This is a genomic window from Nocardioides aurantiacus (assembly GCF_003752505.1).
Lineage (GTDB): Bacteria > Actinomycetota > Actinomycetes > Propionibacteriales > Nocardioidaceae > Marmoricola > Marmoricola aurantiacus.
Window position 1 is genome coordinate 572,211 of record NZ_RKHO01000001.1, and the last position, 24,432, is coordinate 596,642.

General features: G+C 74.0%; 19 protein-coding genes. 7 read left to right on the forward strand and 12 right to left on the reverse strand.

Annotated features, from left to right (window positions below):
* Positions 1-180: 180 nt before the first annotated feature.
* The gene (locus EDD33_RS02830) at positions 181-1,068 is read right to left on the reverse strand and encodes an ABC transporter substrate-binding protein (RefSeq protein WP_123389017.1); all 888 of its coding nucleotides are present in this window, start codon (positions 1,066-1,068) and stop codon (positions 181-183) included.
* Between the two features lie 45 nt (positions 1,069-1,113).
* On the opposite strand from EDD33_RS02830, the gene EDD33_RS02835 reads away from it, so the two are divergent.
* On the forward strand, positions 1,114-1,749 hold the full coding sequence (locus tag EDD33_RS02835; protein WP_246003330.1) for an IMPACT family protein: 636 nt from the start codon (positions 1,114-1,116) through the stop codon (positions 1,747-1,749).
* On the opposite strand, the gene EDD33_RS02840 is transcribed toward EDD33_RS02835, so the two are convergent.
* The 5 genes from EDD33_RS02840 to EDD33_RS02860 form a co-directional block, all read right to left on the reverse strand.
* Entirely contained in the window at positions 1,746-3,521 is a 1,776-nt protein-coding gene (locus EDD33_RS02840) for a glycoside hydrolase family 2 protein (RefSeq protein WP_123389019.1), read from the reverse strand. The two genes, EDD33_RS02835 and EDD33_RS02840, sit on opposite strands and share 4 nt — an antisense overlap.
* 42 nt (positions 3,522-3,563) lie before the next feature.
* Positions 3,564-4,298 (reverse strand): hypothetical protein, encoded by a 735-nt coding sequence (locus tag EDD33_RS02845; RefSeq protein WP_123389020.1) that lies wholly within the window; start codon positions 4,296-4,298, stop codon positions 3,564-3,566.
* 140 nt (positions 4,299-4,438) lie between these two features.
* Positions 4,439-5,716, reverse strand: coding sequence for a lipase family protein (locus EDD33_RS02850; protein WP_123389021.1), 1,278 nt, complete (start codon positions 5,714-5,716; stop codon positions 4,439-4,441).
* 79 nt (positions 5,717-5,795) lie between these two features.
* Entirely contained in the window at positions 5,796-7,601 is a 1,806-nt protein-coding gene (locus EDD33_RS02855; protein ID WP_123389022.1) for an acyl-CoA dehydrogenase, read from the reverse strand.
* Between the two features lie 4 nt (positions 7,602-7,605).
* Positions 7,606-8,775: an SDR family oxidoreductase gene (locus tag EDD33_RS02860; RefSeq protein ID WP_123389023.1), complete on the reverse strand. Its 1,170-nt coding sequence runs from the start codon at positions 8,773-8,775 to the stop codon at positions 7,606-7,608.
* A 300-nt stretch (positions 8,776-9,075) separates the two neighbouring features.
* On the opposite strand from EDD33_RS02860, the gene EDD33_RS02865 reads away from it, so the two are divergent.
* Positions 9,076-11,217 carry a DEAD/DEAH box helicase gene (locus tag EDD33_RS02865; protein ID WP_123389024.1) on the forward strand — a complete coding sequence of 714 codons (2,142 nt, stop codon included), beginning with the start codon at positions 9,076-9,078 and terminating at the stop codon, positions 11,215-11,217.
* An 18-nt stretch (positions 11,218-11,235) separates the two neighbouring features.
* On the opposite strand, the gene EDD33_RS02870 is transcribed toward EDD33_RS02865, so the two are convergent.
* Complete coding sequence (locus tag EDD33_RS02870) at positions 11,236-12,153, reverse strand: alpha/beta fold hydrolase (RefSeq protein ID WP_211332391.1); 918 nt, start codon at positions 12,151-12,153, stop codon at positions 11,236-11,238.
* Positions 12,154-12,158: 5 nt separating this feature from the next.
* Positions 12,159-13,388 (reverse strand): sensor histidine kinase, encoded by a 1,230-nt coding sequence (locus EDD33_RS02875; RefSeq protein ID WP_148076917.1) that lies wholly within the window; start codon positions 13,386-13,388, stop codon positions 12,159-12,161.
* 164 nt (positions 13,389-13,552) lie between these two features.
* Here EDD33_RS02875 and EDD33_RS02880 point away from each other — a divergent pair, with 164 nt between their 5' ends.
* Positions 13,553-15,826 (forward strand): glycoside hydrolase family 3 C-terminal domain-containing protein, encoded by a 2,274-nt coding sequence (locus EDD33_RS02880; protein WP_246003331.1) that lies wholly within the window; start codon positions 13,553-13,555, stop codon positions 15,824-15,826.
* A gap of 3 nt (positions 15,827-15,829) precedes the next feature.
* Here the strand turns inward: EDD33_RS02880 and EDD33_RS02885 are convergent, their stop codons facing one another.
* The gene (locus tag EDD33_RS02885) at positions 15,830-16,780 is read right to left on the reverse strand and encodes a pyridoxal-phosphate dependent enzyme (RefSeq protein WP_123389027.1); all 951 of its coding nucleotides are present in this window, start codon (positions 16,778-16,780) and stop codon (positions 15,830-15,832) included.
* 93 nt (positions 16,781-16,873) lie between these two features.
* On the opposite strand from EDD33_RS02885, the gene EDD33_RS02890 reads away from it, so the two are divergent.
* Genes EDD33_RS02890 through smpB form a run of 4 tightly spaced genes read left to right on the forward strand, consistent with a single transcriptional unit; the run spans position 16,874 to position 19,684 of the window.
* Positions 16,874-17,908, forward strand: coding sequence for a fatty acid desaturase family protein (locus EDD33_RS02890; RefSeq protein ID WP_123389028.1), 1,035 nt, complete (start codon positions 16,874-16,876; stop codon positions 17,906-17,908).
* A 34-nt stretch (positions 17,909-17,942) separates the two neighbouring features.
* Positions 17,943-18,674 carry a mycothiol-dependent nitroreductase Rv2466c family protein gene (locus EDD33_RS02895; protein ID WP_123389029.1) on the forward strand — a complete coding sequence of 244 codons (732 nt, stop codon included), beginning with the start codon at positions 17,943-17,945 and terminating at the stop codon, positions 18,672-18,674.
* 31 nt (positions 18,675-18,705) lie between these two features.
* Positions 18,706-19,194 (forward strand): SRPBCC family protein, encoded by a 489-nt coding sequence (locus EDD33_RS02900; protein ID WP_246003332.1) that lies wholly within the window; start codon positions 18,706-18,708, stop codon positions 19,192-19,194.
* A 7-nt stretch (positions 19,195-19,201) separates the two neighbouring features.
* Entirely contained in the window at positions 19,202-19,684 is a 483-nt protein-coding gene (smpB, locus tag EDD33_RS02905; protein ID WP_123389030.1) for an SsrA-binding protein SmpB, read from the forward strand.
* 269 nt (positions 19,685-19,953) lie between these two features.
* Here the strand turns inward: smpB and EDD33_RS02910 are convergent, their stop codons facing one another.
* The 3 genes from EDD33_RS02910 to EDD33_RS02920 all read right to left on the reverse strand — a co-directional run bounded on the left by EDD33_RS02910 (position 19,954) and on the right by EDD33_RS02920 (position 24,368).
* Positions 19,954-21,807, reverse strand: coding sequence for a glycoside hydrolase family 15 protein (locus tag EDD33_RS02910; RefSeq protein ID WP_123389031.1), 1,854 nt, complete (start codon positions 21,805-21,807; stop codon positions 19,954-19,956).
* Positions 21,800-23,254 (reverse strand): glucose-6-phosphate dehydrogenase, encoded by a 1,455-nt coding sequence (gene zwf, locus EDD33_RS02915; RefSeq protein WP_246003333.1) that lies wholly within the window; start codon positions 23,252-23,254, stop codon positions 21,800-21,802. Before zwf ends, EDD33_RS02910 begins: the two co-directional genes overlap by 8 nt.
* 154 nt (positions 23,255-23,408) lie before the next feature.
* Complete coding sequence (locus EDD33_RS02920) at positions 23,409-24,368, reverse strand: SigB/SigF/SigG family RNA polymerase sigma factor (protein WP_123389032.1); 960 nt, start codon at positions 24,366-24,368, stop codon at positions 23,409-23,411.
* Positions 24,369-24,432 lie beyond the last annotated feature (64 nt).

Sequence of the window (24,432 nt, forward strand, 5' to 3'; positions counted from 1 at the left end):
TGGAGTCGACGCGTGAGCGGCGGTGCACCCACATCGACCGCCGCGTGTGCGGCCGGAGGCGGACGGCCTGCCCTGCAGGCCCCTCCACGTCCGTCGTCAGTCGAGGATGGCGGGGTGACACTCCCAAGGTCACCCCGCCATCTGCTGTCCGACGGGGTGCTCACGGGGTGCTCGCGCCGTCTAGCGGACGCGGCGGGCGGCGGCCGGGTCCGGCGTACGCCCGGTGAGGATCTGCTCGAGCTGCTCGACGCCGTCGACCAGGCGCGGCCCCGGACGGGCGTACGACGCGTTGGCGTCCACCGCCCACACCGGCACCCCCGGCGGCAGCACGTCACGGGCCAGCAGCTGCTCGGCCAGCGCGACGGAGGCCGGCAGCTCGAAGCCGCAGGGGGCGCAGACGACCACCTCGGGGGCGGCGTCGCGGACGGCGTCCCAGCCCAGGCGCACCGACTTCTCGCCGGCCCGGCCCAGCACGGACTCGCCGCCGGCCAGCTCCACCATCTCGGGCACCCAGTGCCCGGGGGAGAAGGCGGGGTGGGTCCACTCCAGCACCGCGACGCGGGGCCGGCGGCTCCCGCGCAGCGAGGCTCGCGCGGCGACGGCGAAGAGCCGGGAGCGCAGCCCGGCCACCAGCTCGACGGCGGCCGGCTCCCGACCGGTGGCGCGGCCGAGGACCAGGACGGAGTCGAGCACCTGGTCGAGCGTGTGGGGGTCGATGGTGAGCACCTCGGCGGTGCAGCCGAGGTGGGCCAGCGCGTCGTCGACCACCGAGACGTCGACGGCGCAGACCGCGCACAGGTCCTGGGTGACCACGAGGTCGGCGTCCAGGCCGGCCAGCGCGCCCTCGTCGAGGTGGTAGAGGTCCTCGCCGGCCTGCATGGCCCGGGCCACGAAGGCGTCGATGCCGGCCGGGTCCAGCCCCTCGGGCAGCGCACTGGTGGACACGATGGTGCGGGTGCGCGCCTCGGGCGGGTGGTCGCACTCGAACGTGACGCCGACGACGTCGTCGCCGGCCCCGACCGCGAACAGGATCTCGGTCGTCGAGGGCAGCAGGGAGACCACGCGCATGGACGCCATCGTCGCAGGCGGTCGGGGACTGCGATGATCGGCGCCGTGACCAGCGCCTCCTACCTCACCGTCGCGCGCGACGGCTGGGCCGAGATCGAGGTGGAGCGATCCCGCTTCCGGGGGACGGTCGCCCGGGTGGGCGACGAGCAGGAGGCCCGCTCCGTCGTGGAGACGCTGCGCCGGGAGCACTGGGACGCCCGCCACCACTGCTCGGCGTTCGTCGTCGGACCCGAGCGCACGCTGGAGCAGGCCAGCGACGACGGCGAGCCCAGCGGCACCGCGGGCCCGCCGATCCTGGCGCAGCTGCGCGGACGCGAGCTGAGCGACGTCGTCGTGGTGGTGAGCCGCTGGTTCGGTGGCGTGCTGCTCGGCACCGGCGGGCTCACCCGGGCGTACGCCGACGCGGCTCGGACCGTGCTCGACGAGGTGGGCACCCTCCAGCGGGTGCTGCACGACCTGTGCGAGGTCAGCGTCGACATCGCCGAGGTGGGCCGGCTCGAGCACGCGCTGCGCTCGCGGGGCGCGCGGGTCCTGGGCGTGGAGTACACCGGCGAGGCCCAGCTGCGGCTCTCGGTGCCGCCCGCGGCCCGTCACGTGGTCGAGGAGACCGTCGCCGAGCTGACCGGCGGGACGGCCGAGCCGCGACTGGTCGGCCAGCAGTGGGTGGACGCCGGGCGCTAGCGTCCCGCGGAGTCCGTCATGGCCGCCCGCAGCCGCGCGGTGACGGCCCGCACCACGTCGGCGTCGGGCTTGAGCACCTCGCGGTCGTAGGTCAGCAGCCCGTTGAGCTCGTCCTCGACGTCGCTGAGCTGGGTCCAGACGGTGGCGGCCAGGCCGTCGCGGGCGGCCCCGACGAGCCCCTCGTGCAGCTGCTCGAACGCCGCCGTGAGCGCGGCCGCGTCCGCGTGGTGGCGGTAGCCGAACTCGCGGTCGCTCCAGTCGTGGCCGTCGACGCGCAGGCTGTGGCCGCCGTACTCGGTCAGGGCCACGACGCGGCGCCACCGCCGGGGCCGGTGCAGCCGCGGCATCGTGAACGGGGCGAGGTAGGCGTGGAAGCTGCGCACGTCGCCCCCGCCCTGGTCGACCCAGCCGCTGACGTGGTTGACCGGGCGGGTGGGGTCCTGCCGACGCACGGCGCGGGCGTGGGCGTTGGCGTCGAACTGCCCCCAGCCCTCGTTGAACAGCGTCCAGACCACCACCGACGGGCTGCCGTCCAGCAGGTCGACGGTCTCGTGCAGCTCGCGGGTCAGCTCGGCCCGGCCGTCGGCGTCCTGCCGGCCGAAGAGCGCGTGCAGCCGGTCGGGGACCGGCAGCGGCAGACGGGCCGGCCGGGTGGTGGTGAGCGCGCGGTAGCGGCCGCCCCCGTTGACGACGTCCTGCCACACCAGCATCCCGAGGCGGTCGCAGTGGGCGTACCACCGCAGCGGCTCGACCTTGGCGTGCTTGCGCAGCACCGTGAACCCGAGGTCCTTCATGGTGGTGATGTCGTGCACCATCGCCGCGTCGCTCGGCGCGGTCAGCAGCCCGTCGGGCCAGTAGCCCTGGTCGAGCACGCCGACGTGGGGGTAGGGCCGACCGTTGAGGAGCAGCCGCGGGTGCCCGTGGGTGTCACGGCCGGTGCCGAGCGTGCGCAGGGCGGTGTAGGAGGTGACGTGGTCCTCCCCGTGGGTCACCGTCACGTCGTACAGGTGGGGGTGCTCGGGCGACCACGGGCGTACGACGCGCAGCGGCAGCCGGGCCGTCGCGCCCGACCCGACCTGGGCGCGGGCCACCTCGCCGTCCTCCGTGGTGCTCACCACCACGGTGGCGGTGCCGTCGCCGACCAGGTCGAGGTGCACCTCGAGGGCGGCCGTGGCGAGGTCGGGGGAGAGCCGCGGGGTCAGTCGCAGGTCGGCGACGTGGCGCGCCGGCAGCCACTCCAGCCAGACGGTCTGCCAGATGCCCGACTGGGCGGTGTACCAGATCTCGCCGCGGTCCAGCCGCTGCTTGCCCCGGGCGTGGGGAGCGGTCTCGGAGCGGTCGCGGACCCGCACCACCAGCTCGTGCGCGCTGCCGGGTGACCCGAGGGCGTCGGTGACGTCGAGGGTGAAGGGCAGGTAGCCGCCGGTGTGGCCGCCGACCTCGACGCCGTCGACCCGCACGCTCGCCTGCTGGTCGACCGCGCCGAGGTGCAGCAGCACCCGGCCGCCCGGCTCGACGTCGGGCGTGGTCAGGGTGCGGCGGTACCAGAGCCACTCGTCGGGCCGGAGCTGCCGCCCGACCCCGGACAGCGGCGCCTCCGGCGAGAACGGCACCACGACGGGGCCGTCGTACGCCGTCGGCGGGGTGGGGTCGGCGGTGAACGCGTGCTCCCAGACGCCGTTCAGGCTGCACCAGGTCGCGCGGTGTCGCTGCGGGCGCGGGTGCTCGGGGAGCGGAGCCTCGGGGTCCACCGCGCGGCCCCACCGTGTCATCACGGCAGGAGCCTGGCAGTCCCCGAGGCGCTCAGGGCCGCGTCAGTCCTTCTTCTCGACGTCCTTGCGCACGTCGACGAGGAGCGCGGCGAGCTGCTTGCTGTCGTAGCCCGGCACGGTGGGGACCAGCTCGCCCATGGTGTCGTTGGTCGCCCAGGCGCAGATCGCGATCTTCTGGCCGGTGCCCTGGTAGGCGCACACGGCCTGGCCGCCGCCGTCGCCGGGGGAGACCTTCTCGGTCTTGAAGCCGTTGGTCTCGGCCTGCTTGCGGAAGGAGGAGACGAACGTGGCCGGGTTCTGCTGGCCGTCGATCTTGGCGCCGAGGAAGACGAGCGCACCCTCGGGGCCGCGCTTGGAGTCGTCCTGGTCGTAGACGCCCGAGCGGACGTAGCTGACGCGCTTGGCCTGGGTCTTGAACTGCTGCTCCGCGGCGTCGAGCTGGGTCTTGAGCTCGGTCTCCTTGGCGGAGTCGCGGTCCATCCCGCCGGCGGTCTTGGTGATCGTCAGGGTGTGCTTGTCGGGACCGGTGAGGGCCACGACCGCCACGACCGCGGCGCCGGCGACCAGCGCCAGGACGACCACGGCGGCGATGATGCCGATGACGAGCTTCTTCTTCGACTTCTTCTCCGGCGGGGGCGGCGGGGGCGATCCGCCCGGCGTGCCGTAGCCCTCGGTGGGGGGCGGGGGCGTCGTCCCGCCGGTGCCGCCCGGGGTCGCGCCCGAGGTGGGGGTCCCGTCGTGGGGCGGCTGTGCGGGCGGCGGGAACTGGTCACTCATGCGAGCCAGTGTGCCCCAGGGTCCTCAAACCCGACCAATCGGCCGCAGCGGGCGAGAGCCGGGTCACGGAGCGGGCGGCGCCGGGAACGCTACGGAGACCGTGGCAGGTGCCACGGTCTCCGTAGTCGACGTCGGTGCCCTCAGAAGGCGCCGCAGTTGGAGAGGGCAGGGATCCCCCGGAAGCGGGCCTCGAGGAAGGCGAACGACTCCGGGTAGGACGCCGCCGCGCCGGCGACGTGGGTGATCGCGGCGTTGGGCGCGAAGCGCACCTTCGCGCCGAGGGCACACCACCGCCGGGCGACGTCGCGACCGACCTTGAACGGGATGACGTCGTCGCCCAGGCTCTGCGTGACCAGGGTCGGGACGGCCGGCTTGCGGCCGTCGGCGATCTTCTGCTCCGCGACGACCGTGTCGAACGGCGGCTCGTCGAGGTAGGCCGTGAGCGGGCGGCCGTCCTCGGTCAGGGTCGTCGACCGGGTGAAGGGGTAGCGGGCGACCGACTCCACGGTGCACTGGCCCTCCAGCTCCTCGAGCACCTGCTCGCCGCGGGTGTTGAGGTAGGGGTCGGTGTCGATGTCGTAGCTGGCGGCCAGGCCGGCCACGGCGTACCCCAGGAAGGCGAAGTAGGGCGAGCCGTCGAGGTTGGCGGCCACGGCCTTCAGGTCACCGGGGACCGCGCCGGCCACGACGCCCTTGAGCCGCAGCTCGGGGGCGTACGACGCGGCGATCTCACCCGCCGCGGCGGTGGCGCCACCGCCCTGGGAGTAGCCGGTGAGGGCGACCGGGCCGGCGTCGGGGAGGTTCGCCGCCGGCAGCGACTGGGCCGCGCGGACCACGTCGAGGGTGGCGCGTCCGGTGACCTCGCGGCTGACGTAGGTGTGGGTGCCGGGTGTGCCCAGGCCCTCGTAGTCGGTCACGGCGATGCCGTAGCCGCGGCTCAGCAGGCCCTTGACGAAGCCGCCCTCGTACTCCGTGCCGGCGTTGAGCTGGCGCGAGGGGGCGCACTGGTCGCCGAGCCCCTGGGTGCCGACGGCGAAGCTGACGACCGGGCGCTCGCCCGGCCCGGACCACGCGCGGCGCGGGGTGAGCACGCTGCCGGTGACGGGGATCCGCTCGCCGTTGCGGTCGGTGCTGACGTACATCACCCGCTGCACGTCGGCGTCGGCCCGCAGCGTCCGGGCGGGGTCGAGGTAGAACGCCGACGGCTCGCTGCGGATCACCGTGCCGGGGGCTCCGTCGAGGGTCGCGGGCGGCGTGTAGAACGCGTCGTCGCCCGCCGCGGCGGTGACCGCCGTCGTGGGTGCGGCGGCGGTCGCGGTCGGCGCGGTCGCGAGCAGGGCGGCCGGGGTCGCCAGTGCGGCGACGGAGGCGACGACGGAGGTGGCGAGGCGACGGCGGGTGCGGGGGTGCGGGGTCATGACGCTCCAGGGGCCGGGTCGGTGAGGCCCGACTCCTACCCCGCGCTACCGAGCGGTAATCCCGCACCTCCGGCGCGTCTCACAGCACGGTCGGGTCGAGGTCCAGCGTCGTGGTGTCGAGCGAGGCCAGCAGGTCCAGCCTGGGTCCGGTGGTGGGGAGCTCGAAGGCGTAGAAGTAGCGCGCCGCGGCGCGCTTGCCGTCGTGGAACGGCTCGGTGCCCTCGCCCACCGCGACCAGCTGCTCGAGCCACAGCCACGCCACCACGACGTGGCCGAAGGCCTCGAGGTAGGGCGTCGCGTTGGCCAGCGCCAGCGCCGGGTCGCCCTTCTCCCACAGCACGCCGGTGACGCGCAGCAGCTCCTCCCAGGTGCGGCCCAGCTGGTCGGCGTACGCCGCCGGGTCGCCGCCGACGGCCCGGGCCGCCTCGACGGTGGCCGTGATCCGGGCGCCGAGCACGCCGAGCGAGCGACCGCCGCCCTCGAGGACCTTGCGACCGAGCAGGTCCTGGGCCTGGATGCCGAGGGTGCCCTCGTGGATGGGGTTGAGCCGGTTGTCGCGGTAGAGCTGCTCGACGGGGTGGTCGCGGGTGTAGCCGGCACCGCCGAGGACCTGGATCGCGAGGTCGTTGGCGGCCAGGCACCACTGCGAGGGCCACGACTTCGCGACCGGGGTGAGCAGCGAGAGCAGCTGCTCGGCCTCGCGGGCGGCGTCGGCGTCGGGGTGGGTGCGCGACTCGTCGACCAGGTGGGCGCAGAACAGCACCAGGGCGAGCGCGCCCTCGACGTAGGACTTCTGCGCCAGCAGCATCCGGCGGACGTCGGCGTGCTCGACGAGCGGGACCGGGGGCGTGGTGGGGTCCTTGCGGTCCAGCGGGCGCCCCTGGGTGCGGACGCGGGCGTACTCCAGGGAGTGCAGGTAGCCGGTGTAGCCGAGCGCCGTCGCGCCCGCGCCGACGCTGACCCGGGCCTCGTTCATCATGTGGAACATGTAGGTCAGGCCGCGGCCCTCCTCGCCGACGAGGTGGCCCACCGCCCCCGCCTCGCCCCCCGGCGTGGCCAGGCCCTCGCCGAAGTTGAGCAGCGTGTTCGTGGTCGCGCGGTAGCCCATCTTGTGGTTGAGCCCGACCAGCGCGACGTCGTTGCGCTCGCCGACCGACCCGTCGTCGGCCGGCAGCCACTTGGGCACGATGAACAGGGAGATGCCCTTGGTGCCGGGCGCCGCGTCGGGCGTCCGGGCCAGCACCAGGTGGACGATGTTCTCGGCCAGCTCGTGGTCGCCGCCGGAGATCCACATCTTGGTGCCGGTGAGCCGGTAGCTGCTGCCGTCGTCCTGGCGCACGGCCCGGGTGGTGATGTCGCCCAGCGAGGAGCCGGCCTGCGGCTCGGAGAGCGCCATGGTGCCGTACCAGCGCCCCTCGACGACCGGGACGGCGTACGTCGCGACCTGCTCGGGCGTGCCGTAGGTCGCGAGCAGGTTGGCGTTGCCCTCGGCGAGGAACGGATAGGCGAACGTGCCGATGCTCGCGGCCTGGAACCAGCTCGACGCCGCCTGGTGGACCACGAACGGCAGCTGCATGCCCCCGAGCTCGGCGTCGAAGACGCTGGTGGGCAGCCCCGAGGCGGTGTACGCCGCCAGTGCGGCCCTCACCGACTCCGGCTGCACGACGCGACCGTCCTCGCCGACGAACGGCTCGTGGGTGTCGGCCTCGCGGTTCACCGGCGCGAAGTGCTCGGTGGCCAGCTGCTCGGCGAGGTCGAGCACGGCGTCGAAGGTCTCCCGGTCGTGATCGGCGTACCGCTCCCGCTCGACGAGCCGCTCGACCCGGAGCCAGTCGTGGAGCAGGAAGTCGAGGTCGCGGCGCGACATGATCAGCGAGGAGGCCATGGGGTCAGCCTGCCACCGGCGGCGCGGGCACGACCCCGTCCGCCTCGAGCCGGTCGAAGAGGTCGAGGAAGGCGTCGAGGGTGACGCGGTGGCCGGTGAAGCCGGCGCGGCGGCTGCGGGCCAGGTCGGTCAGGCACTCCATCTCGCGACCCAGGTCGCCGTCGGTGTGCCACCACGAGGCGACGCGGTCGACGTCGGTCTCGCGCAGGCCCTCGCGCTCGGCGATCGCGCGCCAGGTCGGGGCGGCGTCGGTCATCTGCTCCTCGAGCGGGCGCGGCGCGTCGGCGTACCCCTCCGGGCGTACGCCGAGCCGCTCGGCCAGCTGCGGCCACAGCCAGCGCCAGCGGAAGACGTCGCCGTTCGCGACGTTGAAGGCGGTGTCGGCCGCCGCCGGGGTGGTCGCCGCCCAGTGCAGCTGCTCGGCCAGCAGGTCGGCGTCGGTCATGTCGGTGACGCCGTCCCACTGCGTCTGCGAGCCCGGGAACACGAACGGCCGGTCGAGCTCGCGGCAGATCGCGGCGTACGCCGCCAGGGTCTGGCCCATGTTCATCGCGTTGCCCAGCGCGGCACCGATGATGGTGTGCGCGCGGTGGACGCTCCAGGTGAAGCCGTCGCGCTCGGCGGCGGCGAACAGCTCGTCCTCCTGGGCGTAGTAGAAGTTCTTGTGGGGCAGCCGCTCCTCGTCCTCGTGGAACGGCGTGTCCGGCACCTCGCCCTGGCCGTAGGCCTCGAACGGGCCGAGGTAGTGCTTGAGGCCGGTCAGCAGCGCCACGTGGCGCACCGACCCGCCCCCGCGGACGGCGTCGAGCACGTCGCGCACCATCCCGGCGTTGACGCGGATGTTCTCGTCCTCGGAGTCCTGGCGGGCCCAGGCGGTGAGGAAGACGTGGGTGGGCCGGTGGTCGGCCAGGGCGGCGCGCAGCTCCTCGGCGTCGGTCAGGTCGGCCTGCACCGTCTCCACGGCCTCCAGGCCGGGCAGCTCGCGGCCGCTGCGGGACAGGCCGAGCACGTGCCAGCCGGCGCCGACGAGGCGGGCGGACAGCGCGGCGCCGGAGATGCCGGTGGCACCCACGACGAGCGCGGTCGCCCCGGCCGGCGACGGGTCGGTCGCGGGAGTCGAGCCGGGGGTGGAGCCGGGGGTGGTGGAGGTCGAGGGCGCGCCGGAGGAAGTCACGGACCGACGTTAGGCGCACCATCCAACGTTCCAGGGGTACGATGAGGCGCAGAGCAGCCGTCTCGACGGCTGCGGTCCCACCCGGAGGTGGCCCGTCGTGGCCCGACCCGGAGGCCGCCCAGGCCACGCGAGCAGCAGCGTGGGGACCGATCCAGCAGGAAGCGGACGCCCGCCGTCCGCCGCAGATCCGCCGCACCAGGGCCTCGACCGCGGACCCGGTGCGTCACCGGGGCCGCTCCGCAGCAGCCCCGGACCGGGCTCGTCGAGGTGGCGTACCCGGGCACACGACAGGAGGAACCTGTGGCTCGAGGAGGCCAGCGCCAGAACGGCGCCCGCCGAGGCACGCAGCAGCGACGGCGCACGCGTGCGGTCGACAACGAGGGCATCATCCCCGTGCTCGCGCGCACCGTCCGCGAGGTCGAGAACGCCGTCGGCCGCGGCTCGGTGATGTCGTCGGTCCGCAGCAAGTTCCAGGTCGTCGCCCTCCTCGCCCGCGAGGAGCGCACCCGCGTCAAGACCGACCCCGACCTCAACGAGTCGCGCCGCGGCGAGCAGCTCAAGCGCCTCGACGGCATCGCCACCATCCTCGCCACGACCGCCGCCCGCGACAGCACGCTGTTCACCCTGCTCGACGAGAACGCCGAGGTCAGCGAGTCGGCCAAGGTGCTGATGCGCGAGATGCTCGAGGAGGCCGGCCTCGAGGCCCCCGAGGAGCCCGAGCCCCAGGTCGACGACGTCGTCCTGCCCGCCACGCACCGTCAGGTGGTGCCGCAGTCGGTGGTCTCCCGCCAGCTCGCGAACCCCTTCCTCGTCCCCGACTTCACCAATGCCCGGCAGGTCCGCACCCAGGCTCGCCGGCTCGCCGGCTGGGAGCTGCTCGGCCCGCTGTTCCGCTCCTTCGAGTACGCCGGCGCCGGCGCGTCCGCCTGCATGGCGCTGCCCGACCTCGAGGCCGACCCGGGGGCGTTCCAGGCGCCCGACGGCCTCGAGCTGATGCCCCACCAGGCCCAGCTCGTCGCCTCCGCCGCCGGCGGCCACCGCACCTTCCTGCTCGCCGACGAGCCCGGCCTAGGCAAGACCGCGCAGGCGCTGCTCGCCGCGCAGGCCGCCGACGCGTTCCCGCTGCTCGTCGTGGTGCCCAACGTGGTCAAGACCAACTGGGCCCGCGAGGCCGGCCTCTGGACCCCCGCCCGCCCGGCCACCGTGATCCACGGCGACGGCCGCGACATCGACGGGTTCGCCGACATCGTGGTCGTCAACTACGAGGTGCTCGACCGCCACGTCGGCTGGCTGGGCGAGTTCGGCTTCCGTGGCATGGTCGTCGACGAGGCGCACTTCATCAAGAACAAGCAGTCGCAGCGCTCGCAGCACGTGCTGCACCTGTCGGAGAAGATCCGGGCCCGGGCCGGTCGGCCGCTGCTGATGGCGCTCACCGGCACCCCGCTGATCAACGACATCGAGGACTTCCAGGCGATCTGGGAGTTCCTCGGGTGGATCAACGACAAGGTCCCGCTCGGCGACCTCATGGAGTCGTTGGAGGAGACCGGCCTGACCCCCCAGGACCCCGGTTTCTACCCGGCCGCGCGGCAGAGCGTGGTCGACCAGGGCATCGTGCGCCGTCGCAAGGTCGACGTCGCCGCCGACATCCCCGCCCGTCGCGTGGCCGACCTGCCGGTCGAGCTCGACGACGAGGCCGGCCGCTCGATCCGCGAGGCCGAGCGCGAGCTGGCCCGCCGGCTCGTGGGTCGCTACGAGAGCGCGATGGCCACGCGGTCCTCGGGCCGCACCGGCGAGGGCATCGACCACGACCTGGTCCGTCGCGTCGCCCAGTGGGAGCGCGAGGACGGCAGCAGCGAGGGCGGCGAGAACGTCTTCGGGATGCTGCGCCGCATCGGCCAGGCCAAGGCGGGCCTGGCGGCCGACTACGCCGCCCAGCTGGCGCGCAGCGTCGGCAAGGTCGTCTTCTTCGCCAAGCACGTCGACGTGATGGACCAGGCCGCCGAGGTCTTCACCAAGCGCGGCCTGCGCTACTCCTCGGTGCGCGGCGACCAGACCACCAAGCACCGCCAGGAGCAGATCGACGCCTTCGTCAACGACCCCGACGTCAGCATCGCCGTGTGCTCGCTGACGGCCGCGGGCGTCGGCCTCAACCTGCAGGTCGCGTCCAACCTGGTGCTGGCCGAGCTGTCGTGGACCGACGCCGAGCAGACGCAGGCGATCGACCGCGTCCACCGCATCGGCCAGGAGGAGCCGGTCACCGCCTGGCGCATCATCGCCACGCAGACCATCGACACCCGCATCGCCGAGGTCATCGACCGCAAGGCCGGCCTCGCCGCCCGTGCGCTCGACGGCGCCGGCGAGGACGTCGTCACCTCCGTCGACGTGCAGCTCGAGGCCCTCGTCACCCTGCTCACCGACGCCCTGGAGGAGCAGGCCGCCTGACGCCGACCTCGGCTCTCGCTAGGGGGTGAGGAACTCCAGGAGCGCGGTCGTGGTGGCCTCCGGGGCCTCCTCGGGGAGGAAGTGGCCGCAGTCGAGGGAGCGGGCGGTGACGTCGGCGGCGTACTCCTGCCACACCGCCTCCACGTCGTACGCCGCACCGACGAACCCCCGCGCGCCCCACAGCACGAGCAGCGGGGCCTCGACGCGGCGGCCCGCCGCCGCGTCGGCGTCGTCGAGCGCGAGGTCGACGGTGACCGCGGCGCGGTAGTCCTCGCAGCTGGCGTGGACGACGGCCGGGTCGGAGAAGCAGCGGACGTACTCCGCGAGCGCGGCCTCGTCGAACGCGCCCGGCACCGCCGACCAGGCGTCCAGCTTGGCGCGCAGGTAGCCGCCGGGGTCCGACCCGATCAGCCGCTCGGGCAGGTCGTTCTCCTGGCTGAGGAAGAACCAGTGCTCGTAGGTGCGCGCGAGCGCGAGGTCGACGTGGTGCAGCACGTGCCGGGTCGGTGCGACGTCGAGCACCGCGGCCCGGGTGACGGCCTCGGGGTGGTCCAGGCACAGCCGGTGGGTCACGCGCGCGCCGCGGTCGTGACCCACGACGGCGAACCGCTCGTGCCCCAGCGCGCGCATCAGCCCGACCTGGTCGGCGGCCATCGCCCGCTTGGAGTACGCCGCGTGGGTGGACGACCCGGCCGCGTCACCGGCCGCACCACCGGGCTCGTCGGCGGGCCGGTCGCTGTCGCCGTAGCCGCGCAGGTCGGCCAGCACCACGGTGTGCCGCTTGGCCAGGACCGGGGCGACCCGGTGCCACATCACGTGGGTCTGCGGGTAGCCGTGGAGCAGCAGCACCGGCGGCCCCGACCCGGCGGTCCGGGCGTGCACCCGGACGCCGTCCACGTCGACGTCGACGGTCGCGAAGCCGCTCAGGGAGTCCACGGGGCTCATCCTGCCGGGAGCAGGACACGGAAGCTGCTGCCCGTGCCGGGAGAGCTCGACGCCTCCAGCCGACCGCCCATGAGGTCGACCAGCTCGCGGCAGATGGCCAGCCCCAGACCGGCGCCGCCGTGGCGACGCGTCTGGGAGGAGTCGAGCTGGCTGAACGGCTCGAAGAGCGACTCCAGCAGGTCCGTCGGGATGCCGGCCCCGGTGTCGCGGACCTCGAAGCGCACGGCCGGCGCGGCGGGTCCGGCCTCGTCCAGGACGGCTGTCGCGGGCGAGGCCAGGATGGCGATCTCGCCGTCCTCGGTGAACTTCACGGCGTTGCCGACGAGGTTGGTCAGCACCTGCGAGAGCCGCGCGGGGTCGGCGACGAGTGGGGGGAGGTCGGCCGCGACCTCGCAGCGCAGTCGCAGGCCGCGGCGTACGGCGAGGGGCTCGGCCCAGGCCCGCAGGTCCTCGACGATGTCGGCCACCGCGAGCTCGACGGGGTCCAGCCGGAGCCGGCCGGCCTCGAGCCGGGAGATGTCGAGGATGTCGTTGACGAGGAGCAGCAGCCGCTCCCCGGAGCGGTGGACGACGTCGACGAGGTGGCGCTGCTCCTCGTCGAGCTCGCCGTCGGCCAGCAGCTCGGTCGCACCGAGCACGCTCGTCAGCGGCGTACGGACCTCGTGGCTCATGTTGGCCAGGAACATGGTCTTGGCGCTCGCCGCCTCCTCGGCCGTGCGCCGGGCCTCCTCGAGGTCGCGCATCATGGCGTTCTCGCGGGTCATGTCCTCGGCCACGCCGTGGAGCCCGACGACCTCGCCGTCGATCACGACCGGCACCAGCGCCACGTTGAGCTCCATCACCTCGCCGGCGGAGCTGCGGATCCGGGTGTGCAGCTTCTGCGACTCCCGGCCCAGCGCGCCCTCGAAGGCGGCGACGGCGTCGGGCAGCGCCTCGGCCAGCAGGATCTCGTCGAACCGCATCGTGAGCAGCACCTCGAGGGAGAAGCCGCTCAGCTCGACCGTGACCGCGTTGGCGTCCTGGAACCGGCCCTCGGGGTCGAGGGAGAACGTCGCGTGCGGGTTGTCGAAGAACAGCGCCCGGTAGCGCTCGGTGCTCTCCCGCAGCGCCTCCGCGTCCGGGGAGACGCCCTGGGGAACGCCCTGGGGCACGTCGGGGGAGTCGTCGGGGGACGCCTCCGGCGAGCGTGCTCCCGGCCCGCCCGCGGGCCCCTCACGTCCTGGCACCGTCACGTGCGTCGGCCCCTTCCTGTCACGACCGTGTCGCGGCCAGGGCACATCGTGACAGAAGCGGGCAGACCTCGCACCGCCCCTCTCGTCCCGTGGGCGCGCTAGCGTCGGCAGCCCCCGTCCGGGACGCCTCGGCGCCCCCTGGCCCCCTGGAGGAACCCGTGACCCAGCTCGACGTCGACGACGTGCTGCCCCAGCTCACGCTCGAGGAGAAGGTCTCGCTGGTGATGGGCGGCGACTTCTGGCACACCGCCGCGGTGGAGCGTCTCGGCGTCCCGCGGGTGATGGTGGCCGACGGTCCGCACGGCCTGCGGATGCAGCCCGACGAGGGCGACCACGCCGGCATCGGCGGCAGCCTGCCCGCCACCTGCTTCCCGCCGGCCGCCGGCCTCGCGTCGTCGTGGGACCGCGGCCTGCTGGCCGAGGTCGGCGCCGCGCTGGCCCACGAGGCCCGTGAGCAGGGCGTCTCGGTGGTGCTCGGCCCGGGGGTCAACATCAAGCGGTCACCGCTGTGCGGGCGCAACTTCGAGTACCTCTCCGAGGACCCCCACCTCGCCGGCGAGCTCGCCCTCGCGCTCGTCCAGGAGCTCCAGGCGGGCGGGGTCGGCACCTCGGTGAAGCACTTCGCCGCCAACAACCAGGAGGACGACCGGCTGCGGGTCAGCGCCGAGGTCGACGAGCGGACGCTGCGCGAGATCTACCTGCCCGCCTTCGAGCGGGTGGTGACCGGGGCGCAGCCGTGGACGGTGATGTGCGCCTACAACAAGGTCAACGGGACCTACGCCTCGGAGCACCACTGGCTGCTCACCGAGGTGCTGCGCGGGGAGTGGGGCTTCGAGGGCGTCGTGGTCTCCGACTGGGGCGCCGTCCACGACCGCGTCGCGGCGCTGGCGGCCGGCCTGGACCTGGAGATGCCGCCGCAGGTCGGGGTCAGCGACACCGCGCTGCTCGACGCCGCCCGCTCGCACCGGCTGCCGCCCGAGGTCCTGGACCTGGGCGCCCGCCGCGTCCTGGAGCTCGTACGTCGCGCCCAGCCGACGCTCGATGCCGCCGGCGACACCCCCGCGTCGGCCACCCGCACCGAGGAGCACCACGCGCTGGCCCGTCGCGCCGCGGCCGCCTCGGCGGTGCTGCTGCGCAACGAGGGCGGCCTGCTGCCGCTGGACCCCGACGCGAGAGGGGTGGTGGCCGTCCTGGGGGCGTTCGCGACCGAGCCGCGCTACCAGGGCGCCGGCAGCTCGCAGGTCAGCCCGACCCGCGTCGACGTCCCGCTGGAGGAGCTGCGCGCGGCCCTCCCGGGGGCGCAGGTGGAGCACGCCGCGGGGTTCGCCCTCGACGGCGAGCCCGACGAGGCGCTGCTGACCGAGGCCCGCGACCTCGCCGCGCGCGCCGACACCGTGGTGCTGTGCCTGGGCCTGCCCGCGGCCGCGGAGTCCGAGGGCTTCGACCGCACCCACCTCGAGCTGCCCGCCGACCAGCTCGCGCTGCTCGACGCCGTCGCGCGGGTGCACGACCGCGTGGTCGTCGTGCTCGCCAACGGCTCGGTCGTGCGGGTCTCGGACTGGGAGCACCGGGTCGGCGCGGTGCTGGAGTGCTGGCTCGGGGGCCAGGCCGCCGGCGGCGGTCTCGCCGACCTGCTCACCGGTCGCGTCACCCCCGCGGGCAAGCTCGCCGAGACGGTGCCGCTGCGGCTGCAGGACACCCCCTCCTACCTCGCCTTCCCGGGCGACTCCCAGGTGGTGCGCTACGGCGAGGGGCTCTTCGTCGGCTACCGCGGCTTCGACGCCCGTGAGCAGGAGGTCAGCCACCCGTTCGGGTTCGGCCTGTCCTACACGACCTTCGCGCTGGCCGAGCCGCGCGTCGAGGTGACCGGCAGCGTCGCCGGCGGCGACCTCGACGTCGTGGTCCGGGTCGCGGTGACCAACACCGGCGAGCGTGCCGGCGCCGAGGTCGTCCAGCTCTACGTCGCGGCGCCGGACGCCACGGTGACGCGACCGCAGCGCGAGCTCAAGGGCTTCGACCGGGTCGCGCTGCAGCCGGGGGAGACGGGCGAGGCGGTGCTGCACCTCGACCAGCGCTCCTTCTCCCACTGGTCGGAGCTGCACCGGCGCTGGGCGGTGGAGGCGGGCGACTTCGTGCTGCACGTCGGCACCTCCTCGCGCGACCTGCCGCACGCGACCACGCTGCACCTCGACGCCCCGTCGCTGGCAGCGCCGCTGGGGCCCGGCTCCACGCTGCACGAGTGGCTGGCCGACGACCGGGGCCGCACCCTGCTGGCCGAGCTGTTCGAGCAGCAGGGCGGCGGCGGGATCCTGGCGGACGAGCACATGGTCTCGGTGATTGGCACGATGCCGCTCACCACGCTGGCCGGGTTCGGCACCGCGGGCCTGGACCACGCGGGGCTGCGCGGGCTGGTGGAGCGGCTCGACCGGTAGCGGTCAGGCGGGGCCGAGGCCGGCCGCGAAGGCGGGGGCGGCGGCCGACCCGAACAGTCCCGGGAGCCCGCCGGTGTGCAGCAGCACGGTGCGCTCGCCGCGGCGTACGTCCCCCTCGGCGACGGCCGCGACCAGCCCCGCCAGCGCCCGACCGGTGTAGACGGGGTCGAGCACGACGCCCTCGGTGCGCGCCGCCAGCACGAGGGCGTCGCGCACGGGCTGCGGGAGCGTGGAGTAGCCCTCGCCCACCTGGTCGAGGCGCAGCCGCAGCCCGCCCGTGAGGTCGGCGCCCAGCGCCTCCGCGAGCCGCCGGACGCGCACCTCGGGGTCGCTGGTCGCGCCGGTGTCCACGCCCAGGACGCGGTCGGTGCCCAGCGCGGCGAGCAGGCCCGCCATGGTGCCGCCGGAGCCGACGGCGACCACGACGTGGGCCGCGTCGGGCACCTGCTCGAGCAGCTCGCGCCCCGCGTCGGCGTACGCCTGGGCGCCGACGGCGTTGGAGCCGCCGTAGGGCACGAGGTACGCCGCGTCGCCGAGCTCGGCGACCCGCTCCTCGGCCCGCCGCTCCAGGCCGGGGGTGTCGACCGCGCCGGCCCAGTGCAGCCGGGCGCCGAGCAGGTGGTCGAGCAGCAGGTTGCCGCTCGGGGGTGCGTCGGGGGCCTCGCCCGCGAGCACGAGCTCCACGGCGAGCCCCAACCGGGCGCCGGCGGCCGCGGTCAGCCGCGCGTGGTTGCTCTGCGCGGCGCCGGTGGTGACCAGGGTGGTCGCGCCGCGGGCGAGCGCCTCGGCGGTGGTCCGCTCCAGCTTGCGGACCTTGTTGCCCCCGCCGCCCAGGCCGAGCAGGTCGTCGCGCTTGACCACGAGGTCGGTCTCGTCCAGACCCAGGGCCCGGGCGAGACGGGGTGCCGGCTCGACGGGGGTGGGGTAGCTGCCCAGGACGGTGCGTTCGACCATGGCCCGACCCTGGCACAGGGCGTACGCTCGCGGGTGAGGGCCGTCTCGCCCGTCCCGTCGGGACCGGAGCGCGGGCAGCCAGGAGTTGGTCCCATGACCGCAGCACCGACCGCAGCGACCAACCCCGGGGCGGGCTACGCCCTGCTGGCCAAGGAGATCCGCGGCCTCGGCCTGCTGGAGCCACGACGCGGCTTCTACGCCGGCGTCGGCGCGGTGGCGCTGGTGCTGACCGCGCTGGTCGTCGTGGCGATGGTGGTCTGGCGCGACTCGTGGTGGCTGCTGCTGGGAGCACCCGTGCTCGCGGTCCTCTCCACGCAGTACGGCTTCCTGGGTCACGACATCGGCCACCGCCAGGTCACCCGCGGCCGCGTCGCCACCCGGGTGCTCGGCATCGGGGTCGGCAACGGTCTCGCCGGGCTGTCCTACGGCTGGTGGGTGGCCAAGCACAACGCCCACCACGCCCACCCCAACGACCTCGCCACCGACCCCGACGTCGCCGTCGGCGCCCTGGTCTGGGACGCCGACCAGGCCGAGGAGCGCCGGGGCGGGTTCGTCGGCTGGGTCACCCGCCACCAGGCGGCGCTGTTCGTCCCGATGCTGCTGGGCGAGGCCTTCGCGCTGCACGTCTCGAGCGTCCGCGAGCTGTTCAAGCCCGGGCTGCGCGACCGCGCGGCCGAGGCGACGCTGCTGGTGGCGCACCTCGCGGCGTACGTCCTGCTGCTGGTGACCACGCTGACCTGGGCGCAGGCGATCGTGTTCGTGCTGGTCCACAAGATGCTCCAGGGCCTCTACCTCGGGCTGTCCTTCGCGCCCGGCCACAAGGGGATGCCGACGCTCGGGCCCGTGGAGGCGGCCGACCCGCTGCTGCGCCAGGTGCTGACCTCGCGCAACATCCGCGGCGGCCGGTTCGTCGACGCGGCGCTGGGCGGGCTGAACTACCAGATCGAGCACCACCTGTTCCCGAGCATGCCGCGGTCCAACCTGCGGCACGCCCAGCCCGTCGTACGCCGCTTCTGCGCGGAGCGCGGCGTGCCCTACGCCGAGGCGGGCGCTGCGACGGCGTACGCCGCGGGGCTCACGCACCTGCACGCCGTCGGCAGCCGGCTGCGGGAGCGCGTCGCGGCCTGACGCCGCTGTCGGTGCGGGGTCCTACGGTGGACCCATGGCCGATCTCCGCTTCTGGTTCGACCCCGTCTGCCCCTTCGCCTGGATGACCAGCCGCTGGGTGCGGCTGGTGCAGGAGGAGCGCTCCTACGACGTCGAGTGGCGCTTCATCTCGCTGCGGCTGCTCAACGCGGCCGTGGACTACGACGCCCAGTTCCCGCCGGAGTACGCCGCCGGCCACACCGCCGGGCTGCGGCTGCTGCGGGTCGCGGCGCGGGTCCGCGAGGACCACGGCCCCGAGGCGGTCGCGCGGCTCTACGAGGCGCTGGGGGAGCGGATCTTCGAGACCCCGCGCTCGGGCGGCTGGACCGACGCCGACCAGTCCGTGGACGAGCGCGGCACGGCGGCCTTCCTCGCGCCGGTGCTGGCCGAGGTCGGGCTGCCGGCGTCCTTGGTGGACGCGCTGTCCGACGCCGCGCTCGACGAGGTCGTGCGGGCCGAGACCGACGAGGCGCTCGCGCTGACGGGGCGCGACGTCGGCACCCCGATCATGCAGGTCGACCCGCCGGACGGGGTCGCCTTCTTCGGCCCCGTGATCAGCCGGGTGCCCGACGCCGCGGGCGCCGCCGTGCTGTGGGACCACGTGGTGGGGCTGGCGCGCTACCCCGGGTTCGCCGAGCTCAAGCGCAGCCTGCGCGAGCGGCCGCAGCTGCCCGGCCTCGGCGTCGACGTGGCCGAGGTGGGCGTCACCGAGGACTGGCACGGCGGCAGTCGGCGACAGCACCACTGAGGTCTTGCCCGGTTCTGCCAGGGTGGGGCCCGTGACCACCTCGCCGCCGCTGCACCACCAGCAGACCATCGTCGTCCACGTCCCCGCGGAGGAGCTCTACGACCTCGTCAGCGACGTCACCCGCACGGGCGAGTGGAGCCCGGTCTGCACCGCCTGCTGGTGGGAGGACGGCTCCACCCCGGGCACCGTCGGCGCCTGGTTCGGTGGGCGCAACGAGACGCCCGACCGCACCTGGGAGACGCGATCCCAGGTCGTCGCGGCCTCCCGCGGCCGCGAGTTCGCCTGGCTGGTCGGCGGCGCCCTGGTCCGGTGGGGCTACACGATGGAGCACGACGAGGACGGCACCTACCTCACGGAGTCGTGGGACTTCCTCCCGGCCGGCATCGAGTTCTTCCGCGAGAAGTACGGCGAGGAGGCCGAGGCGCAGATCGCCGAACGGTCGCAGGCCGCGCTGAACGGCGTGCCCGAGACGCTGGCCGCCATCAAACGGATCGCCGAGGACGCCGCCGCCGCGCGATGATGCGTCGGTGAAGAAGCGAGAAGAGGAGCTGGTCGTCGCGCGCAACCGCAAGGCGCGCCACGACTACCACCTCGAGGACACCTGGGAGGCCGGCATCGTGCTGGTCGGCACCGAGGTCAAGGCGCTGCGCGCCGGTCGCGCCTCGCTCGTCGACGGTTTCGCCGAGGTCGAGGACGGCGAGGTGTGGCTGCAGCAGGTGCACATCCCGCAGTACGCCCAGGGCACCTGGACCAACCACACCGTCCGCCGCAAGCGCAAGCTGCTGCTCCACCGCACCGAGATCGCCCGCATCGAGCGTCGGCTGAGCGAGAAGGGCCTCACCCTGGTCCCGATCTCGCTCTACTTCTCCGGCGGCCGCGCCAAGGTCGAGATCGCCCTCGCCCGCGGCAAGAAGACCTGGGACAAGCGCCACGCCCTCGCCGAGCGCCAGGCCACCCGCGAGGTCGAGGCGGAGTTCTCCCGGCGGTTGAAGGGGCGGCGGGGGGAGTAGGTCTGGGGCAGTTTCACCGGCTGGCCGGTGAAACTGCCCGACAGAGCGGGCATTCCGGGCACGCGCGGGCAGTTTCCCCTGTCGAGCTGCCCGCGCGCGGCGTACGTCGCCATCACTGTCGAGAGGCGGGTGCGGGTCGGACAACCGCCCCCGCGTCGTACGCCGCCCGCATGCCCGTAAGTCCTGGTGCTGCGCCGGAGCCGTGGTCCCGGCGCAGTGACGGTTTCCTAGGCGACCCCGGGGAACCGCAGGGCCCCAGACCCAGCCCCCTACCCGAGCTCCCGATCGAGGTTCATGGCGGCGGAGATCAGGGAGAGGTGGGTGAAGGCCTGGGGGAAGTTGCCGAGCTGCTCGCCGGCGAGACCGATCTGCTCGCCGTACAGCCCGAGGTGGTTGGCGTAGGTGAACATCTTCTCCAGGGCCAGCCGGGCGTCCTCGAGGCGGCCGGAGCGGGTGAGCGCCTCGACGTACCAGAACGAGCAGAGCGAGAAGGTGCCCTCGGAGCCCTCCACGCCGTCGGGGGAGGCCTCGACGTCGTAGCGGAAGACGAGGCTGTCGGAGACCAGGCGGTCCTCGATCGCGGCCAGCGTGGAGGTGAAGCGCGGGTCGTTGGGCGCCACGAACTTCACCATCGGCATCAGCAGGACGCCGGCGTCGAGGGTGTCGGCGCCCGCGTGCTGCATGAACGCGCCGACCTCGGGGTCCCAGTGCTCGTCCATGATGCGGCGGTAGATGTCGTCACGTACGTCGGCCCAGCGCGACAGCTCGCCGGGGAGGCCGCGCTGGCGGGCGGTGCGCATCATCCGCTCGATGGCGACCCAGCTCATCAGCAGCGACGTGGTGTGGTGCCGCGGGTCGTCGCGGATCTCCCACATCCCGGCGTCGGGCCGCTCCCAGTTGTCCATCAGCCACTCCAGCGCCCGGGTGAGGTCGTGCCAGGAGTCGGCGCTGATGCCCTCGCCGTACTTGTTGTAGAGGTAGACCGAGTCGATCAGCTCGCCGTAGATGTCGAGCTGGAGCTGGTCGACGGCCCCGTTGCCGATCCGCACCGGCCGCGAGTCGCGGTAGCCGCGCAGGTGGTCGAGCTCGGTCTCGTGGGGGACGTTGCCGTCGATGTCGTAGAGCACGAGCAGCGGGCCGAGGTCCTCGGTCGTGCCGTTCTCGGGCGGGTGCGCCATCCGCTCCGACAGCCACCGCATGAAGGCGGCCGCCTCGTCGGTGAAGCCGAGCCGCAGCAGGGCGTAGAGGCTGAACGCGGCGTCGCGGATCCAGACGTAGCGGTAGTCCCAGTTGCGCCCGCCGCCCATCGCCTCGGGCAGGCTCGTGGTCGGTGAGGCGATGATCGCGCCGGTCGGCTCGTGGGTGAGCAGCTTGAGGGTGAGGGCGGAGCGGTTGACCGTCTCCCGCCAGCGCCCGGTGTACGTCGAGCGCGAGACCCACGCCCGCCAGAACTGCGCGGTGCGCTGGAACAACCGGTCGCTGTCGACCGCGTCGGTGGAGGCCACGGCCTCGTCCTCGCCCAGCACCTCGAGCACGAACAGCGCCTCCTGACCCTGGCTCAGGGTGAGCTCGGCGAGCACGTCGCCGTCCTGCAGCCGCAGCTCGACCGACGCGGTCAGCCCGAGGCGCACCTCGCCCCCGGTGATCAGCACGCCCTCCGCGACCGCCTCGGTCTCGGGGTGCGTGCGGCCGTAGTCGGGCCGCGCGCTCAGCGTCATGGTGAGGTCGGTGGTGCCGCGGACGGCCGTCACCCGCCGCACGATGCGCTGCCGGTGGTCGGGGTCGGAGGCCTGCAGGACCGGCATGAAGTCGTGCACCTCGGCGACCCCGCGCTCGGTCATGAAGCGGGTGACCAGGATGGTGCTGTCGGGGAAGTAGAACTGGCTGGTGCGCACGCCCGCCTCCTGCTGCGGCCCGAGCCGCCAGGAGCCACCGCGGTCGGGGTCGAGCAGGGAGCCGAAGACGCTCGGGGAGTCGAAGCGACCGGCGCAGAACCAGTCGATGGTGCCCTCGGACCCCACGAGCGCGCAGGTGCGCAGGTCGCCGATCAGCCCGTGCTGGGCGATCGGCAGGAAGTCCTCGTGACCACCCGGTCGGCTGTCCGCCCGACCGGCCTCAGCCACGGAGCTGCCACCCGCCGGGCGGCATCGCGAGCGCGGCCTCGGGACCCCAGGAGCCGGGCTCGTAGGACTGCACCTCCGGCGGCGACTGGAGCACCGGCTCGCAGACCTGCCACAGCCGGTCGACCTCGTCGGCGCGGGTGAACAGCGTCTGCTCGCCGCGCAGGACGTCGAGCAGCAGCCGCTCGTAGGCCTCCAGCGGCGTGGCGTCGGGGGCGGCGTCGCCGACGTCGAGGTGCATGGTGGCCTCCACCAGGTCCATGTCGGGGCCGGGCTTCTTGGCCCGCATCTCCACGTGGATGCGCGGGTCGTCGGTCAGCTCCAGCACGAGGTCGTTCGGCGGCCGGTCGGTCGGCTCGTCGTCGAACATCGTGCACGCCGAGCCGCGGAAGCGCAGCGTGATCACGCGGTCCCCCTTGGCCAGGCGCTTGCCGGTGCGCAGGTAGAACGGCACGTCGCGCCAGCGGTCGTTGTCCACGAAGGCCTCGATGGCGACGAAGGTCTCGACCTCGGAGTCGTCGGCCACGTCGTCCTCGTCGCGGTAGCCGTCGTACTGGCCGTACACCACGCGCGCGGGGTCCAGCGGCCGCATCGCCTCGAAGACGGCGTGCTTGGCGTCGCGCACGGCGTCGGCGGTGAAGTGCTCGGGGTCCTCGAGGGCCACGAAGCCCAGCAGCTGGCACAGGTGGGTGGAGATCATGTCGCGCAGGCACCCGGTGGACTCGTAGAAGCTGCCGCGGCCCTCCATGCCGAGGTCCTCGGGCACGTCGATCTGCACCGAGGCGATGGAGTGGCGGTTCCAGGCGGGCTCGAACAGGCCGTTGGCGAACCGCAGCGCCAGGATGTTCTGCACCGCCTCCTTGCCGAGGAAGTGGTCGATGCGGAACACCTGGTCCTCGTCGACGACGTCCTTGAGCGCCGCGTCGAGCTCGCGGGCGCTCTCCAGGTCGAGGCCGAACGGCTTCTCCAGCACCAGCCGGGCGCGCTCGGTCAGCTGCTCGCGACCGAGCATCGCGACCATCCCCTGCATGGCCGAGGGCGGCACGGAGAGGTAGACGAGGCGGCGTACGTCGTCCCCGAGCTCCTCCTCGCAGGCGCGGACCGCGGCGGCCAGGTCGCTGCCGTCGTCGGCGTCGGAGGTCTGGAAGCTGATCCGCTCCAGCAGCACCCGCGCGACGTCCTCGTCGAGGTCCTCGACGGTGTCCTGCAGGCCCTCGCGGACCTGGTCACGGAACTCCTCGTCGGTGCCGGGGGAGTGGCGGCCGCTGCCGATGATGCGGAAGTCCTCGGGCATCCGCCCGGCGGCGGCCAGGTGGTAGAAGCCGGGGAAGAGCTTGCGGGCGGCGAGGTCGCCGGTGGCCCCGAACAGGACCATCACGTGGGGCGGGAGCTGCTCCTCCGCGGAGGAGGTGGAGGGGGCGGACTGCGGGGCGGTGGAGGAGTCGGGCACGTCTCCTTCGTACCCGACGCCCCCGCAGCGTCACGTGGCCCGCGCCACGCGGCGTACCGGACCCGGGTCCGCCGGGGCGCCGAGCCGGGACGCACCACGGACGCGGACCCGAGCGGGGTCCGCGTCCGTGGGGTGGTGCTGGTGAGGGTCTCGCTCAGCCGGCCGCGCGGCCCGGCTGGGGGTCCTCGATGTCCGAGCGGAGCTGACCCAGGATGCGGGCGAGCAGCCGGGAGACCTGCATCTGCGTGACGCCGATGTCCTCGGCGATCTCACGCTGGGTGAGGCCGTCGAAGAACCGCAGCTGCAGGACGCGACGGTCACGGTCGCCGAGACGGCGCACGACGGGGCCGAGCATGACCCGGGCCTCCGCGGCGTCGCCGTCGTTCTCCTGCCCGGGCAGGACGTCGCCCAGGGCGATGGGGGAGTCCTGGCCGACCGGCACGTCGAGGGAGGCGGGGGTGAAGCAACCGAGCGCGCTCATCGCCTCGGACACCTCGCTCTCGGCGACGCCGAGACGCTCGGCGATCTCCTTCGGCTCGGGGTCACGACCCAGGCTGTTGGCGAGGTCGCCGCGCGTCGGGGCGATCCGGGCCTGGAGCTCCTGGATCCGGCGCGGCGGCCGGACCATCCACCCGGCGTCGCGGAAGTGGCGCTTGACCTCGCCCCGCATGGTCGGCACGGCGAAGCTGACGAACTCGTGACCGGTGGAACGGTCGAAGCGACGCGCCGCCTTGACGAGCGCGAGCCGGGCGACCTGGAGCAGGTCGTCGGTGGGGATGCCGCGTGAGCGGAACCGGGCGACCACGGCCGTGGCCAGGCCGAGGTTGAGCTCGACGACGCGGTCGAGCAGGCGGCGCCGCTCCTCGGGGTCCTCGGTCGCGTCGGCCTCGGCGAAGAGGTCGGCGGTGTCGTGGGCCCGCTCCTGGCGACGCGCCTCCGAGGGCGTCGTGGGGCGGTCGTCGAGCGCAGCCGTCGGGCGGGCGGCGGCATGGGGCTGACGGATGATCGTCGTGGTCGACGTGTCGGACAGGGCCTGGGGCAGGGCGTCGGACGTCGTGACGGAGGTGGGCGTGTCGGAGAGGTCAGAATGCGTGGGGCGGTCGATGTCGTTCATCGGGTCACCACCGTTCGTGTCGCTGAGTGGTTTCGCCGAGTGGCTGCAGCGAAGGTGGGCGCGA